Raw genomic sequence first — 17,759 nt, 5'->3', positions numbered from 1 at the left:
TCATGATCAAATAAGCAATTAGTGTTAGCTTTAGCAATCGATCATGGTAGTTAATCTCTCTGCCGCCTAATACTCTCTGAACAGATGTGCATGATCTGGTCGGCAGGACGGAACACCGTCTTTTGTCAGGACGGAAACAAGTCTTACTGTGCATACATTCTTATTTAAATGCTTTATCACAAGCAATATGCTCACAATATAGGTGCAGTATATGTTTAAGTGCACCATAACAAAACTTTTAACAAGCAAACTCATGATTTTGTACGTTTAAAAATCAGTACACCTAGCAGCTTCCCCCAATTCAAAGCTTACCTCTCATTGTATAGCCACATATGTATCGCATATATAAGCGCTTGCTAACTCAAGAGATCACGCAATTAATCTAGTATAGCGTTTCATAAGTATATACACTAATTTAGCATTAAACACTGTATAAGTGATATATTAGAGGAACATCCTGGCAGGAGTTCCTTTGTTATGTCACGCCCAGTAACCAAAATTGTTCGTCTTAGTAACGATGAAGCAGATGATGTTGCTAAAGTTCTGAGAGAAAGAAATCAGACTCACACAGCCTTTAGGAATGCCACAATCCTCTCATTAGCCAATTCTGGCAAATCTCCAAAAGACATAGCCAATGAGGTACATGTAACTCGTAAAACAGTGCATACTGTCATAAACAAGTACTTAAAGTACGGGCTTTCATCATGCTGGAGCGATCTAGAGCGTTCTGGAAGACCGGCTTCAATTTCGGATGAGGCAAAATGCTATGTGATGGACTTAGCTTGCAACAAGCCAACAGCATATGGTTATCCTCATGAACTGTGGACAATTGATTTGCTTAAGCAGCATGTCAGAAAACATTGCATGGAAAAGAACTATCCAGAGCTGAGTAATGCATCAAAATCTACTGTCTGGAGAATTCTCAATAAGAGTGACATAAAGCCGCACAAGATTAAGTACTATCTTGCAAGAACTGATGAGATGTTCGAAGAAAAAATGAAGAACGTTCTCATGCTCTACAAGGAAGTTAGTCTTTCAATTGAGCAAGGCTTAACTGATGATTGCTACTATGTCTCCTTTGATGAGAAGACTGGTATGCAGGCTCTGTCCAATATACATGAAGATAGAAATCCCAATTTAAAACATGGCTTTACATCAAGAGATGATGAGTACAAGCGGCATGGAACACTCACGCTTCTTGTAAGCATCAACCTTGTATCAGGCAAGATAACAGCACTTGTTCGTGAGCGTCATAGAAGCTTTGAGTTCATAGAGCATCTTAAACTTCTTGACAGCACGTATCCAAAAGGAAAGCTTATAAAGCTTGTTTTAGATAACCATAGGGCACACTCCTCTAAAGAAACCATGGCATACTTAGAAAGTGTTCCTAACAGATTTGAGTTTGTTTTCACTCCCAAACACGGTTCATGGCTAAACCTGATTGAAGGGTGGTTTGGAAAAATGTCACGAGTCCTCCTTCATGGTATGCGAGTTAAAAGTAAAGAAGAGTTATCTTCTCGCATAATGGCATACATTGATTTAATAAATGAGGCTCCCGTGGCTCCTAAATGGAGATACAAACTCGATGAGTTAGATGTTTAATTTTTAATTACCGTATTTATGAAGCGTACTACTAGCTTTAACTTCTAGCTGCTAACTCGAAACGGCGTGGTGCTAGTAGCTTGTTGTGAACTGCAAACTGCGAGCAGCGTGCTGCTTTAGGCTAACTGCTAAGTGCTATCAGCTTTTTGCTACGCAGCTAGGCATATGCTATCTGCGCTAAGAAAGTGCGTTTGTCTGCCTCGTGCAATTGTTTGTGTGCCCCATGTTAGCTTGCAATTAAGGGTAGATGCGTATCTTTATCTATAGCCAATCAGATGCAAATCAGCTTTTTTATCGAGCTGATATACTTGTATATGAGGGAGTGAAACATATTTGTATTGGGATGTGGTGTCATGTGTGAGTATGTTTGGATTTTGAGCTTAATATGAGTCTAAGTGAGAACCCAACTTTTGTTGAGGATGATGAGATCCGCCGTAATGCTGCACGCTTTTCGATGCAGATGCTTTTATTAGTGTGCTGTGCCCATTGCTGTAATGATTTAATTCAGGCGGTTATTCCAGCTACCTTGCCATTGTTAAAAGAAAACTACATGCTGACGTTTGCTGAGGTCGGCTTGATTACCATGGTTGTTCAGATTACTGCTTCGTTACTGCAGCCAATGGTTGGTTGGGCAGCAGATCACCGCTCATTTAATCAGTCGCTTACTGTAGGCATGGGCGTGACCTTTACAGGGTTGATTGCACTTTCAAATGCGCATAGCTATGAGATGATCTTAATCTCGGTTGCCTTTATCGGTGCCGGATCTGCTATCTTCCATCCAGAGGCAGCACGTCGTGCTCAGCGTTTTGCCAATGGTCGACCTGGTCTTGCTCAGGCTGTGTTCCAAGTAGGCGGCAATGGCGGTGCAGCCTTTGGTCCTTTAGCTGCCGCTTTGATCTTGACTCAATATGGTCAGGATGGCATTGCGCTGTTTGCTGCTTTTGCAGCTGTAGCCATGATCTTGCTCTTCTATATTGGCCGTATGAGCTTAAAGGTACCTGCTGGCTTAAAGTCTCCAACTGAAAAGAGTGCCTCTACCACGCCACTGTCATCTATCTTTAGAGGCGCAACTGGCAAGCTCTTCTTACTGCTCTTTGTTTTGATGTTCTCAAAGATGGTCTTCACCTCATCTTTGAGCAGCTATCTTACCTTCTACGTAATTGAGAAGTTTGGAGTATCCGTATCTGTCTCACAGTATGTGCTCTTTGCATTCTTAGCTGCAGCTGCTTTAGGCACAGTGCTAGGTGGTCCATTAACTGACAAGTTTGGTCGCCGCCGTATTATCTTCCTGTCTATTGTTGGTGCCGCACCATTTGCCTTAGCCTTGCCATATGTGAACTTTACCGGCGTGATCATCTTAACTATCATCGCCGCTATCATTATTTCTAGTGCATTCTCAGCTATCTTAGTTAGTGCGCTGCATGCAGCTCCAGGTCGTACTGGCTTAGTTTCAGGTGTGTTCTTTGGCTTTGCCTTTGGTCTTGGTGGTGTCATCACCGGTGTCTTAGGCGTAATTGCCGATCACATTGGTATTGAGGCCGTCTTCCAATACACCACCTTAATGCCGCTCCTGGGCATTGTAGCCCTGGCTCTGCCAAAAACCATCAACGGCCGCCCACTTTAAGAAAGCCGTATCTAAGAAAAGACTCACTACTCTAAACCAACAAACAAGGCCATCATTAGATGGCCTTGCTCGTATTTAGATACAACATCAGCACTCATCATCAAAAGCTATATCCCAGCCACATTTACCTTACCCTCTAAATCAATGGGTCTTGTTTAAGCATTGCTTGCCATGCCACCATTTGGATGAAAGATGGACTAGCTGTGCTTTTGCTAAAGCGTGGCTTTGCTGTTGGGCCTGATAAGTCCGTTATCATGGCAGCGCGTGGTGCATGCGTGGCTCAATTTTGGGATATAAGCATCAATTAGTTTGCACTAGAGGCAATCTTTCTATTTAGCCGCGTTATGATGACTCATCTTTGCGAGCAAGTGCATAACCTTTTCTTGATAGGTTAAGTCGGTCGGTGGCAAGTTGCTAAGATGGGTGTTCAGATTATCCGGGGGTTGTATGGAATTTGAGATCAGTGCAGATGGCGAGCTAGTGGCATACCACGGCACGGGCGGTAAGGTTGAGATCCCAGAGGGCGTTAAGTTCATTGCGCGTAAGGGCGTGTTTGATAAAGACTGCAAGATAACTCAGCTTTGTTTGCCTAGTACCTTAATTGGACATAAGTATGATGAGCACTGTAGCTGTCCGCATGTCATCTCAAAAGGCGCATCAGCAGACTCTCTATCCGTGCATCGATGCAAAAAGAGCAGGGCAAAAAGCTTAGCTAAAGATAGCGTGCTCTTTGATGTGCTGAGTCTTGATTTGCCTTATCTGCAGTCTTATGTTGTAAGCAAGGACAATAAGCTCTATCAATCTGTCAATGGCGTATTGATCTTTAAAGAAAGGGTTATTGTGGCAGTACCTGCTCGTACGCCATTACCTGTGAAGATGGAGCAGTCTTATGCTCAGTACATGCAGCAGACAAAAAAGCTGCGCCCATATGATCAGCCTCCAGTTACGATTAGACTAAAGGGTCAGAGTTTAGAGCCTGGGCAAATAAGCAAGCTCTTAAGTTTGCAGCTCTTTGCTAGCAAGCGAGCAAATCTCTTACTTTTCTATGGGCCAGAGATCACATCACTTAGCCTCGATGAGCAAGATATTGAGGCGCTGTTCTCCGAGCATAATGCCGTGCTGATTACACCAAAGTGGGAGGTTGAAGGGCCTTCGCAACTTACATATCTTGCACTAAGCGGCTTTTGTCATAAGAGTGAGCTCTATTCAGGAGAGATCAAAGATCACTATATGCGTCTCATGGTACGCCATGAGCGTGAGCTTTATGAACTTTCGATTTCCAAGCAGCTAGTGATGGTGCGTCGATTTTTCAACGAGATGTGGCGCAAGCCTTTTGATTATCAGCATGAGAAGAGCTACCTTGATGACTCGACATTGCTTACTGAGGCAGTGCTGCGCGGGACTAGAAAAGATATCTCATTGATACTTAAAGAGTGTAAAAGCTTTGAGCTCAGGCGACGCAGGAACAAGGACATAATAGATGATCCTCGTACACTAATGTTCTTGGCTTGTCGCTATGGTGGTTATGAAAAGATCATGGCGCTGAGAAAAAGCATGCTCAGGTATACAGGAGCTTATTCAGACGAGATATATGACTTTGATCGTGACTCATGTGCATTCATTGAGAGAAAGGATTTTGACAGCAAACGCAAGAAATATACTTATATATCGCCTAATAAGCGCGAATGCTTAAACTTCCTTAGCTCATTTGAGCCAATGAGCAATATAAGCTCATATTTGTATACTGATAAGACAGGCGAGGTTCGCTCATATAAGCCAATTGCAGTTGAAGAGCGCTTTAGATGCATTTGCTATTTTCTCATGGCAACACTTTATGACTATGAGTATAAGCCGTGGAAGTGCTTTTACAGCTATCTTTTAGATATGAGTGAACGCAAGCAAAAAGAGTTAGCCAAAGACGCGGTGTTCTATTATTTTATTAGCTCGCAGGACTCATTGTACGCAAACAAGCTCTCTAATGCCTTGATGATTCAGGCTTTAAAAGAAAAGCCTCACAACGTGGTGGCCTTTGCTAAATTATTGCAGCAGCAAAATCAGCTCTTGCCAATCCACAAGAGTGCGGTACTAGCGCCTTTAGTTGATCAAAAGGACATAGTTTTAGAGCTCATCCCTTTGTGCAAGCTTGAAGGTGAATGTCTGACGGGCTTTATAAAGATGCTCCTTGAGCACGATAGGGCTGATACCATGTCAGCCTTGCTCAAGACCGGCATAGTTGAGCATCATATGTCGCTAAGTGAGTTACGCACACTCTTTGAGGAATCCAATAGCCCTGAGCTTCAGGCCGTCTTGCTTGACTATCTGCACATTAAGACTTCATCAGGCCATAGTCTAAGAGCTGACCTTACCCTCTAAAAGCAATGGCATTGTTTTGCTTGTGCTGTGGTATGTAAGCAGGCACAGGTAGGGGCTATTAGCAGCTAGTATATCTTGGCGTTAAGTGCAATATGCACTTATCTGATATAATGAGTAGTTCACAGTTTGCTGTTATTTTCAGGATCTTATCTGTATGCAGAAGTTTTTTGCTACCTGTCCTAAAGGACTAGAGTCACTCTTATTCAACGAGTTAAATGCTTTACAAGCCTCCTCAGTCAAGGAAACGGTAGCAGGCGTATCCTTTAGTGGTGATATGAACCTTGCGATGCGCGTCTGCCTCTACAGCCGCTTTGCCTCTCGTATCCTCTTAGTGTTAAACACTTTCCGTTGCGAGGATGATAGCGATCTGTACATGGGTGCTCATGGTATTGGTTATGAGAACTACTTTAGTTCTGACAAGACCATTGCTGTTACCTTCAATGGTACTAACAACTCCATTCGCAACACTCAGTACGGCGCACTGCGTGTTAAGGACGCTGTATGCGATCGCTTTGTCGACAGCAAGCTGGAGCGACCAAATGTAGATAAGCACAATCCTGAGGTGCACATTGTCGCCACCTTAAAGAAAGGCGAGGTCTCTGTTAGCTTAGACCTCTCTGGTAGTGCTCAATTCTGGCGTGAGTACCATAGATCTACTGGTAAGGCTCCTTTAAAGGAGAACTTAGCTGCAGCTATGGTTACCCGTGCTGGCTACACTGGTGTGGATAATTTTGTCGACCCAATGTGTGGCTCTGGCACCTTACTGTTAGAAGCTGCTGCTATTGCCACAGATACAGCTGCAGGTCTCATGCGCAGCGACTATGGCTTTAAGCACTTAAAAGATTATGACGAGAGTGCTTGGAGTGCTATTTTAAGTGAAGCGCAAGAGCGCTCTGAGGCAGGTAAAGCAAAGGCTAAAGAGCGTGGTATTAAGCTTTATGGCTTTGATGCTGATGAGTACGTAATTGAGCGTGCTAAAGAAAATATTGCCAATGCAGGCTTTGAAGATTTCATCAGCGTTGAGCATCGTCCATTAGATCAGCTCATCAATCCATTAACTGAGGTTAATGATCTGCCTTGCACTGTAGTTACCAACCCTCCATATGGCGAGAGAATGGGTAACTTCAATGAGTTAATTCTGCTTTACACCACCTTAGGCCATAAGCTTAAGACTTGTTTTGCTGGTGGCAAGGCTGCAGTTATTTCTACCTCTACTGAGCTCTTATCTTGTCTGCGTCTGTCAGTAGACAAGTCATACCGTCTGTTTAATGGTGCTCTTGAGTGTCAGCTGCGTACCTTTAAGCTCGATCGTGCACAGATTGCTCTTGAGTCAGGTCAGTTTGATAATCTCGACCAAAACGCCATCAATCAAGGCGGTGCTAATGCCTATGCAGCTATGAATGCACAGGCTGAAGTAGCAGTAGACTTCTCTAACCGTCTTACCAAGAATTTAAAGAACTTATCTAAGTGGGCCGATAAAGAAAAGATCACCGCGTATCGTGTCTATGATGCTGATCTGCCTGACTATAACGCTGCTATCGATCGCTACAATCAGTACTATGTCATTCAAGAGTATCAAGCTCCTGCAACCATTAAAGAGTTTGTAGCTCAAAAGCGTCTTTTAGATATGATTGCCGCTACCATTAAGGTTACTGGTGCTGCAGGCGATAACGTCATTGTTAAGTCACGTGAAAAGCAAAAGGGCGACTCACAGTACGAAAAGCGTGAGGATGCTGTTGGCCACTTTATGGATGTCTATGAGGCTGATATTGCCTTTAGAGTAAATCTGCGTGACTACTTAGATACAGGCTTATTCTTAGATGCTCGTCCAATCCGCCGCTTAATTCGTAAAGAGGCACAAGGAAAGTCATTTTTAAATCTCTTTGCCTACACATGTACTGCTTCTGTAGCTGCAGCTATGGGTGGTGCTACACGTACAGTCTCAGTTGATATGAGCCGTACTTATCTTGATTGGGGCCGTGAGAACTTTATCTTAAATGATATGGACGTTAACTACTCCGGCACTAGCGCATCTGAGCAAAATCACTTTGTGCAGGCTGATTGCTTAGCTTACTTATCCCAAGATCAAGGCAGCACTTACGACCTTATCTATATTGATCCACCAACCTTCTCTAACTCTAAGCGTATGGAGAAGAGCTTTGATGTACAGCGTGATCACTTACTCATGCTTGGCAACTTAACTCGTCACTTAAATGACGGTGGTAAGGTCATCTTCTGTACTAACAAGCGTAACTTCAAGTTACATGACGGCTTAGAAGAGTACGGCTTTACTGTGCGCAATATCACCAAGGAAACTTTTGATCCTGACTTTAAGCGTGATATGCAGCTGCACACTTGCTTTGAGCTTACTTACAACAAGGCTTCTCAGAGTAAAGAAGCTGAGGCCTTAGTAAGCAATACCATGCGTCCACGTTGGTCTCGTGATCTCGAGGCTAAGCAAGATCGCTTTACTTATCGTGGTGAGCAAGAAGATCGTCGCTCTGATCGCTCATCCGATCGCCATGAGCGTTCATTCAATCGTGACAGCAACCGCCGTCGCTATGATGACCGTCAAGCTCCAGCTCGTGACTATCGCAGAGGTTCAAGCTCTAATAGCTTTGAGCGCGATGATGAGCGTAAGTTTACCCGTGAGTCCCGCTCCTGGGGCAATCGTGAGCGTACATACACCGACCGCTCCGGTGACGAAGAGCGTAGCTCACGCTTTACCTCCGAGCGCGGCAGCTGCTTCGGTTCCGACCGCAGCGATCGAAATGATCGCAGCAGCTGCTTTGGCAGCGACCGTAACGAGCGCAATGATCGCAGCAGCCGCTTTGGTTCAGACCGCAATGATCGCTTTGACCGTGGCTCTCGCTTTGGTGGCGACCGCAATGATCGCTTTGATCGCGGCTCTCGTTTTGGTGGCGAGCGTAGCGATCGTGGCAGCCGCTTTGGCGGTGAGCGTTCTGATCGCGGTGGCCGTTTTAACTCACGTGATGGGGCTCGTTCTACTGCAAGCACTCATAAGCCACGTGTCTGGGGCCCATCTGGCGTAAAGGACATTAAGGGTAGTGAGGAGTAAGTCTTACCATGGCATTAGTAACACTTTTAGAGGGTAATCTTGCCTTTGGTGATGACGCCTTATTGAGCAAGGCTGACTTTGCATTAGAAGAGGGTGAAAGAGTTTGTTTGGTGGGCCGTAATGGTACAGGTAAATCCACCTTACTTAAGCTCTTTGACCATCGTATTGAGCTTGATTCTGGTCGTCTTATCTTTAAAGACGGCTTAAGAGTCAATCGCTTAGAGCAAGATCCGCCACAGGATGCAAAGGGCACCGTTTACTCCATGGTAGCCCGTGGTATCGATGGGGTTGGTGATGCTCTTGCATCCTTTAGAGAAAGCACTGACGCCCATGAGCAAGAGAAGCTTGCCTCATTTATTGAGCACCATGATGGCTGGGTAAAAGATGCGCTTATTTATAAGATCTTAAATAAGATTGATCTTGACCCTGATACCCCGTTGGCATCTTTATCAGGTGGTTGGAGACGTAAGGCTGCTTTAGCTGCAGCTTTAGCCAATGAGCCACAGGTATTACTCTTAGATGAGCCTACTAACCACTTAGATATCGCAACTATTGCGTGGCTTGAAGAATACTTAAAGGGCTTTAAGGGCACTACAGTCTTTGTAAGCCACGATAGAACTTTTGCCGATAACTTAGCTACTCGTATTGTGGAGCTAGATCGCGGTAAGCTCTACTCGTATCCAGGTTCCTTTGATGATTACTTACGTTTGCGCGATGAGCGTTTACGTATGGAAGAGCTCGAGCGTAAAGAGTTTGACCGCATCTTAGCTGAAGAAGAGGCTTGGATTAGACGTGGTGTTAAAGCACGTCTTGCCCGTAATGAAGGTCGTGTACGCAATCTTGAGTCTATGCGTAAAGAGCGTGCCGAAAGACGCGATCGTCAGGGTAGGGCCATTATTAAGATTTCTGAGGCAGATCGCTCTGGCAATATCGTCTTTGAGGCGGATCATATCAACGTAAACTACGACGGTAAGGACATCATTAAGGATTTCTCACCTGTAGTAATGCGTGGTGATCGTATTGGTATTGTGGGACCTAATGGAGCTGGCAAGACCTCACTTATCAAAGTGCTGATGGGTCTATTAAAGCCAACTCATGGTTATGTACGTATTGGTACTAATGTAACCTCTCAATACTTTGATCAATACCATGAGCAGCTTAACCCTGAAAAGTCAGTAGCCGATAACGTAGCAGAGGGCAAGCAAGACATTTGCGTCAATGGTAAGAACATTCATGTGCTCTCTTACTTAAAGAACTTCCTCTTTACAGCGCGTCGTGCTAGATCTCCAGCGAAGGTACTCTCTGGTGGTGAAAAGAACCGCTTAATGTTAGCGCGTATCTTTGCCCGTCCTTGCAATGTGCTCATCATGGACGAGCCAACTAACGATCTTGATCTTGAGACTTTAGACTTGCTTGAGGAAATGCTCCAAACTTTCCCAGGCACAGTTATCGTCATTAGCCATGATCGTCGCTTTATCGATCACTTTGCGACTGAGACTTGGGTCTTTGACGGCTCTGGCAATATCGAGACTATTGTGGGTGGCTGGTCTGATGTGGAGGCATACTACCGCCGCATTGGTAAGAACGTCTCCTTAGTAGTCTCAGGTAAGCTTGCACAAAACGAAGCTGCCCAAGAGGCTAAAGCTGCCAAGGCCGATGATGCTCAAGCCAACACCACAGACAAGCCCGCAGACAATGCAGCCCCAGCCAAGAAAGCTAACAAGCTCTCCTTTACTGAGGCTCATGAGCTTGAGGACTTGCCTGATCACATTAGCAAGCTTGAAGAAGAGCTCGCAGCCATTGATGCCAAGATCGCAGACCCAGCCTTATACACTCAAGGCCCGGATGCCATTAAAGAGGTCAATCAGCAGCGCACTGACATGCAAGCTAAGCTTGATGCTCTCTACGAGCGCTTTGAGGAGCTCCTTTCAAAGTCTGAAGGCTAACTCAAAGAGCACCATACAAATCATCAAGCTCTCCCAAGTTAACGCAGCACCTTGCCAAGCCATAAGCTACGCAAGGTGCCGCGAACTATCATATGTCTTGCAAACTAGCAGACTCCAGAATGGCACACTCCCATCCATAAAAATACGTGCCATGCCGCCATATCTAAGCGCAAATCCAGCTAAGCACCATATCTTCTGCATCGCAACGTGCAGTAAGCACCAAGACTGCCAAACACAGTAGTCTGATAGCTCAATGACATATTCAGCAGCGTAACAGCACGCATTGGCATAAGCACGTAACTGCACGCATGTACTTAAGCACTTAACTGCAAGCAAGTATTTAAACACGGTTGACGCAGTATGGAGCGGCTTAGGGCTCTGCTTAGGCAAGGCGTACAGCTGTAAATTGCTCTTGAGGCTAGATATGCTGCCAAGGGATGCATACTGCAATTAACGTTACCGAAGCTAAACCCTCAACAAAACTCTATTACTCAAGGCACACTAAATCTTGCTCAATTTTTATAAACAGCATCCAAATGAAAAGCTGCAAGTAGTGGCAAACGCTAATCCCATACGAATGTCTTAAGCAAACCAAGAACTAGTGTTTAAGAGCTAAGTAAGTACTAGTGCTAATTGCAAAGTAAGTACTAGAGTCTAATAGAAAGTAAGTACTAGAGTCTAAGGCGCAGCTTCGCTCAAGATGAAGATCATTATTGTTCAACAATTTTTGATCTAGATCTCATACGGTTGGTATATACTCACTTGCGTCTCAAAGTAGTTCTTTTACGGAATATATGCTCGTTAAGTGTTAAACCTAGCTTAACTTACAGTTCTAAATGATGGTCTTGAGCATAAGCAAAAACGCTTAGTCTTGCTTTTAAATCTCAAGTAACGACGCAATAGAGCGATTAACATTAAAATATTATACGGCGTTGTTTTGCTCGTGTTTAACAGAGTGTACGTCGAGCTCTCGTTTTTGAGCATCAGGAATTAGGCAATAAGGTAGTTATTCCTTATCTGCATAACGAAGCATTTTTTACTAGTCGGAGGTCTTCGTGACTATAGTTAGCAATATCGATTTTCATTGCCATACCAATGCCTCTGACGGTGGCTTCTCCCCAAGTGAGCTGATTGATCGTGCTTATGGTCGAGGCTTAAATGCTATTGCCATTACTGACCACGATCTCACCGCTGGTGTTGCTGATGCTGTGCAAAGAGCAGCACTCCTTAATGCCAAGCTCTTAAATGGTGATGCTGATGCTCCTGTTGAAACCTACATTAAGGAAAATGCTGAGGTAAATGGTGTAGATAACGGTGAACTACATCGTGCTCCTAGCGAACGTACCTTGATTGTGATTCCGGGTGTGGAGTTCTCTACTACTTGGTACGATGAGCAAATCCACATCGTAGGATTAGGTATTGATCCTAATAACGATTCACTCAAAGAGCTTGAAGCAAAACTCAAAGTTGCTCGTACTCAACGTGCGGTAGCTATTGGTGAAAAGCTCAAGCGCCTTGGTTTTGAAAGACCATATGAGCGCTGCTGTGAGCAAGCCCGTGAAGGTGCTTCCATTACTCGTGGTAACTATGCACGCCTCATCTTCCAAGATGGAAAGGCTAAAAGCGTAGATGATGCTTTTCACAAGTTTTTACGTCGTGGTCAAGATGCCTATGTAAAGAGCGTCTGGGGACCAATTGAAGAGACGGTTGAGGTCATCAAGGCTGCAGGTGGTATTGCTGTATTAGCTCATCCACGCCGCTACAAGATCTCCAATATGCGTCTGCGTAAGCTCGTATACGAGTTTAAGAAAGCAGGCGGTGAGGCTATTGAGGTATCTTCATCTCAACAGCGTCAATTAGATCGCGACTACTTAGTGCAGCTGTGTCATAAGTACGAGATGCTCGCAAGCTTAGGCTCAGACTTCCACAATGAGGGCTTCCATCGCGATTTGGGCCAAAACATCGATCTGCCAAGCGATGTAACTCCAGTCTGGCACAGCCCAATCTTAGAGCGCTATGGTATGGGCGCTAACTTTAAGCAGCGCTTAGTCCACATCACTTACAAAAAAGAGGACGCCAGCAGCGCCTCAGAGTAAGTGTCACCAAACAAAAAACTAGCATACGTTACGTGCTCATAGCCCAAAGCCTTCATCATCAGAGCAAAGATAGCTCTACAGTGAAGGCTTTGTTGTATCTGCAGTTAGCAAAAACATACAACTAAGCTAGAGACATAATGAGCCTTAGTCTATGCAAGAAAAAAGCAAAACAACATAGCAGCCTAGAACCATTAACAAAGCAGCACCAAACGGGCTAAGCTACCTTTATCAAAAGCGAAAAAGACAAAGAAACCATAAAGTTGGACCAGATCTAAGCCTTGGCAAGGTACTTTTAGCTATACTGACAACACATTAGGTCATTAAGTAGCAGGGGACACTATGAGGCGCATGCTAGTACTTGGGGCAACATCTGAAATTGCGATAGCAACACTCCATGAGTTTGCCAAGGAAGAGCCATGGCATATGATCTTGTGTGGGCGCAATCTTAGTGAACTTGAAAAGCTTAAGACTAAGCTAGAGAGTCACAAGTGTACTTGTGAGGTCAAACACTACGACACCAGCATGAGTGCTGCTGAGCAGCTGCAGCTTTTTAACGAATGTCTAGGACAAGGTACAAATGCCCAGCAAACTATAGTTCAGGACAATGCCTTAGCTACTACCCCATCCAATAAAGTGAATCCTTTAGCTACTGCCGCGACTACTGCATTCGATACTTCAGCTACTGCCTCAACCGATGCATACAATGCCTCCGCAAAAGACATCGCCAAGCAATCTATGCAAGAATCAGAGCGCCAGGTGTCCCAATTCATAGGCTTAGATGCGCTCTTTTGTTCGGTTGGCTATTTAGGCGATCAAAAGAAAGCTGAGCAAGACATAAGAGAGTGTGATCTCATTATGCAGGCAAACTTTAATGGTTTGCTGCCCATGCTAACTGCTACAGCTCAGTTCTTTAAACAACAGCGCTCTGGCTCCATCATGGTAGTAAGCTCGGTAGCCGGTGAGCGCGGGCGCTGCTCTAACTACTGCTATGGCTCATCGAAAGCTGCTATGACGGCATTTTTGTCAGGTATGCGCTGCAGCCTCTTAGCATATGACGTTCATGTGATGACCATTAAGCCAGGTTATGTAGCTACACGTATGGTTGCGCATAAGAAGCTACCGCCATACATAACTGCCTCAACACAAAGAGTAGCAAAGGATATTGTAAAGGGCTTTAAGAGCCGCTCTTCAGTTGTCTACACCATGTGGCTATGGCGCTATATTATGGCCGTAGTACGTCTGATCCCTGAATTTATCTTTAAGCGCCTCAATATGTTCTAACACAAAACTAAAAGCACAGCATGCCTAAACGATGCAAGGTGCTTTAGTACAACCTAGGCATGCATTAGAAGCTATTACAAAGAAAGCACGGCTAATAGCATGGGCATAATAAGTGCGCAACTAGACGAGCAGTGGATAGGTGCCACCAAAGTGATCTCAATGCAAATATGCAGATATGAACACTAAAGACATAGTTAAAAGAGGATGGGGTAGATGAGAATCAATGCCAGTGCTAATGGGCATTTAAGAGAAATTCTGTGAGCCCTGAAGATGAGTTGGGGCTTTAGATGGCCTGCTTTGGCAGAGGAAGATAATACCCCTCATTGTTACCTCTGGAGTTTATAAGGCTTGATCAATGAGGGATAGTCACAATGAACAGAGTAAGTGCTAGTTGAAACTGGAAAACAACTAGCATGTTAAGTGTATACCCTGAATTGAAAGTTGCATGTGCTCGTGCACAATCTATAAGTGAAAAAGTGATACCGCTCAAACTATTGCGCAATTTTGTGCAATTGTTGTGCACTCGCTACACAAGAATCTATACAAAAGTTTGTCATAAATGCCATATATATCGAATATATAACGCAAAGTAACTGCGCAATCTAAATAAAGCACTAAAAGACAAGTGCCATTTTATGGGCAATGGCTGTGCAAAAACTATGATAATTTTTCGATAGTTTCTTTACAAACTGTGTCCGCGCACACTGACTCAATATAGCTAAAAACAGCCACACAAAAGTGATATCAACAATGGCTGCGATCATAAACACTATCAAGGGACTAAAACACAGCAACCAAGCGATAAGCAAAGAAGTACAAAACTAGAGATTACTCAATAGACCAAAGCGCAGCGAATAGGCTTGGATTATGGAGGGGGCGCTAGGACAGGGTAGGTATTTAAAATTTACAAGGCAGGTCAGAGAAGATGGCTCATGGCTAACCTGCCTAGAAAATAAAGAAAGCTACTCTTAGAAGTTAGCGTTGATGAGCTCTTTGAAGCGAGCAAAGTCCTCATCATGGCTTGGGTTCTTCATCACATCGTTAGCGACAAAAGTAGGTAATTGCTTGAGACCTAAGAACTCAAAGGTCTTATGGTAAGGCTTAAGAGCGCCATCAATACCGATGCCGCCCCAGAACTCATCTTGTGAATCAAAAGCACTTAATGGAGCGTTCCAAGTTGAAGAGAGCATGTATCTCTTTTGAGTATGAACACCACCAGTGCCATACTTTGCATCAGTGCCACGATGACGACCATCACCGCCAACAGTAATTGGGCCGGAGAAGACTTCGTCGAAATAGCGCTTGAGCTGCCATGGACCAGCCATCCAATAGCCAGGAAACTGCACTAAGATAAAGTCAGCAGCTAAGAACTTCTCTTGCTGATCTTTAACCTCATATGGCTGATTAAGATCAGTGATAGTAACGTTATAGCCTTTTGATACGAGAATCTCTTTGGCCATTGCAACATAATGATGGTTAAGCTCACCCTTGGCAAAAGCACCCTCAATACCGGCATCTATGATCAAAGCATTCTTTGACATACGCTAACTCCAAAAAGTTTGAAATCTAAAAGCATTGTAAGCACTGTTCAGTAGCACAAACATAGCAAAGACAGTGACATTAGGCTACATAGGCACTAAATAATGACAAAGAGCACCAAGGCGTACCATCAGGGCAAACTTTTGTTTGCACTACATGATCTAACCGCCTAGCTCAGTCTTATACTTTTTGATGTTAACTACAACCGCTCATGGAGGACATAATTCATCCTTACTGGCGGTGTTGATGATTATTTGTTTAGATATTTTGGGAGATGTGCATGCAAGTAGAGACTGCGCCTAAGGCGGACAAGGTAGGCAAGGATGGCCGTGTGCCAGTGAGCTTTTTCTATGGCTTAATCGTCTACATGTATCTTGAAGATGAGATGGTGCCGCCGCATATTCATGTGCAGTACCTTGACCAAGAGGCTTGTCTAGACTTTGATGGCAACTTGCTTGAAGGTGAAATTGATCGTGATGCTCAGCTCTTAGCTGCAGCATGGTGTCTGATCCACTGCAATGAGCTTGATGCTAACTGGAAACTTTGCCAGCAAAACCTCATGCCATTTCAGATTGATCCGCTTCGTTAAAAAAACAGCAAAAAACATAACCACAGCAATACACTTTTGACATTGCTAAAGAGCCACAGAGCTTTGCTACATCTAAGTTTGTCAGCAGTTTTGACAAAATAATTAAGGTGAAAATACAATCGTTTCACGAGCGTTTCACAAGATAACTGACAAAATGCAAAACAATGTCAAAATAATTGTTGAAAATGTTAAGTTATCACGTGCAAATTTTTCGTTTTTGAATGGCTGAAAACAATTGCTGCACAAGGGCTTAACTATGTTTTTAGCTATACGATATTAAGAATGAAAGCTACGCTAAAACTAATTTAGTTGCGCAAGATTTTCATATCAAGCCAAAGCTTAGCTTCTACTGTGCGAGATAGTACTTTGCTACGTATCTGCTGATACAAAATCACATGTAACGTAACAATCAACAACAAGCTTTAAGCACAGGCTATAGGAGTGTCTCAGTTTGCAGTGCTTATTTTTGCCAAACTGAGAACAAGAATGTTTCATGATTCCATGTAACAAGGTTTGCGTACAGCAGGTCAATGTTATTCCCTGCAGTATTTTGCAAAACACATGCGATCTAACTGCACGAGGAAATTAACATGGCAGTTTATGTTAATACCAATTACAGTGCTCTGCAGGGCCAGCGCTATTTAGGTAACGTCCAGAACCAGCTCACTACTACATACCAGCGTTTATCCAGCGGTATGCGTATTAACAGCGCTAAAGACGACGCAGCCGGCCTCCAGATTGCTGACCGCTTAACCTCCCAGATCAACGGCCTCAACCAGGGTAACCGCAACGCCTCAGACGGTATCGCACTTGCTCAGACCATGGAAGCAGGTATGGATGAGATCTCTGGCATGCTCCAGAAGATCCGTACTTTAACCGTACAGGCTGCCAACGGCACCAACACCACGGAAGACCGTACTGCTTTAGGCAAGGAAATCGCCTCTCTGGCTACCGAAGTTAACCGTATTGCTCAGCAGACTACCTTTGCTGGCAAAACCATTCTGAACGGTAAGACCAAGACTGGCTCCATCTTCGGTGATGATGCAAATGCTCAAGGTAATGGTCTGGCAGGTGCTGCTGGTGCAATGACTCTGCAGGTTGGCTCAAATAAGGGCGACACCATCACTTTCACTGCTAACTCCGTTATGTTCTCTAGCATTGGAACTAGTCAGGACTTAATTAAGGAAGACGGCTCTACATTCTTCAAGACTACTGCTACAGGTGAAGTTCAGGTACTTGTTGACAAGCTTAACTTTGCCGATCAAACCAATGCCAAGTATGTTGGTAAGGTTATTGAGCTGATGGACTCAATGATTAGCAAGGTAGATGGCTACCGTGCTGATCTTGGTGCCATCCAGAACCGTCTTGAGTCATCTATCCGCAACCAGTCTAATGTTGCTGCTAACGAAGCTGACGCTCGCTCACGTATTCGTGATGCTGACTTTGCTGAAGAGTCTGCTAATTTATCTCAGCAGTCCATTATCCAGCAGGCAGCTTCTTCCATGCTGATGCAGGGTAACACCCGTCCACAGCTCGGCCTGAGCCTGTTAGGTTAATCTGAGGAGTAGAACAAAATGGCAGTATATGTAAATACTAATTGCTCAGCTCTTCAGGGTCAGCGCTACTTAGG

Annotated in this window: 9 protein-coding genes and 1 pseudogene; 9 read left to right on the top strand and 1 reads right to left on the bottom strand. The window is 44.3% G+C overall.

Features of this window, described 5'->3' with window-relative positions; translation table 11 throughout:
* The first annotated feature begins 477 nt into the window (after positions 1-477).
* The 7 genes and pseudogenes from RDO37_RS06835 to RDO37_RS06805 all read left to right on the top strand — a co-directional run bounded on the left by RDO37_RS06835 (position 478) and on the right by RDO37_RS06805 (position 14,001).
* Positions 478-1,602, top strand: coding sequence for an IS630 family transposase (locus RDO37_RS06835; protein ID WP_308498550.1), 1,125 nt, complete (start codon positions 478-480; stop codon positions 1,600-1,602).
* A gap of 385 nt (positions 1,603-1,987) precedes the next feature.
* A complete protein-coding gene (locus tag RDO37_RS06830) occupies positions 1,988-3,226 on the top strand; it encodes an MFS transporter (RefSeq protein ID WP_308498549.1) in 1,239 nt (412 codons plus the stop codon).
* Between the two features lie 447 nt (positions 3,227-3,673).
* Positions 3,674-5,599, top strand: a complete 1,926-nt coding sequence (locus tag RDO37_RS06825; RefSeq protein WP_308498548.1) for a hypothetical protein — start codon at positions 3,674-3,676, stop codon at positions 5,597-5,599.
* Positions 5,600-5,753: 154 nt separating this feature from the next.
* Positions 5,754-7,982, top strand: a pseudogene (gene rlmKL / locus RDO37_RS06820) (bifunctional 23S rRNA (guanine(2069)-N(7))-methyltransferase RlmK/23S rRNA (guanine(2445)-N(2))-methyltransferase RlmL); the annotation flags it as partial.
* 704 nt (positions 7,983-8,686) lie between these two features.
* Positions 8,687-10,624, top strand: a complete 1,938-nt coding sequence (locus tag RDO37_RS06815; protein ID WP_308498547.1) for an ATP-binding cassette domain-containing protein — start codon at positions 8,687-8,689, stop codon at positions 10,622-10,624.
* Positions 10,625-11,679: 1,055 nt separating this feature from the next.
* Positions 11,680-12,720: a PHP domain-containing protein gene (locus RDO37_RS06810; RefSeq protein ID WP_308498546.1), complete on the top strand. Its 1,041-nt coding sequence runs from the start codon at positions 11,680-11,682 to the stop codon at positions 12,718-12,720.
* 339 nt (positions 12,721-13,059) lie between these two features.
* Positions 13,060-14,001: an SDR family NAD(P)-dependent oxidoreductase gene (locus tag RDO37_RS06805; RefSeq protein WP_308498545.1), complete on the top strand. Its 942-nt coding sequence runs from the start codon at positions 13,060-13,062 to the stop codon at positions 13,999-14,001.
* A gap of 968 nt (positions 14,002-14,969) precedes the next feature.
* Here RDO37_RS06805 and RDO37_RS06800 read toward each other — a convergent pair.
* Entirely contained in the window at positions 14,970-15,542 is a 573-nt protein-coding gene (locus RDO37_RS06800; protein ID WP_308498544.1) for an NAD(P)H-dependent oxidoreductase, read from the bottom strand.
* Positions 15,543-15,820: 278 nt separating this feature from the next.
* Here RDO37_RS06800 and RDO37_RS06795 point away from each other — a divergent pair, with 278 nt between their 5' ends.
* Together RDO37_RS06795 and RDO37_RS06790 are read left to right on the top strand one after the other, a co-directional pair.
* A complete protein-coding gene (locus tag RDO37_RS06795) occupies positions 15,821-16,129 on the top strand; it encodes a DUF4160 domain-containing protein (protein ID WP_308498543.1) in 309 nt (102 codons plus the stop codon).
* Positions 16,130-16,719: 590 nt separating this feature from the next.
* Positions 16,720-17,685, top strand: coding sequence for a flagellin (locus RDO37_RS06790; RefSeq protein WP_308498542.1), 966 nt, complete (start codon positions 16,720-16,722; stop codon positions 17,683-17,685).
* The last annotated feature ends 74 nt before the right edge of the window (positions 17,686-17,759 follow it).

This window comes from uncultured Anaerobiospirillum sp. (assembly GCF_902485895.1).
Lineage (GTDB): Bacteria > Pseudomonadota > Gammaproteobacteria > Enterobacterales > Succinivibrionaceae > Anaerobiospirillum > Anaerobiospirillum succiniciproducens.
The sequence above is the reverse complement of the archived record's forward strand: the minus strand, read 5'-3'. Positions and strand labels throughout refer to the sequence as shown.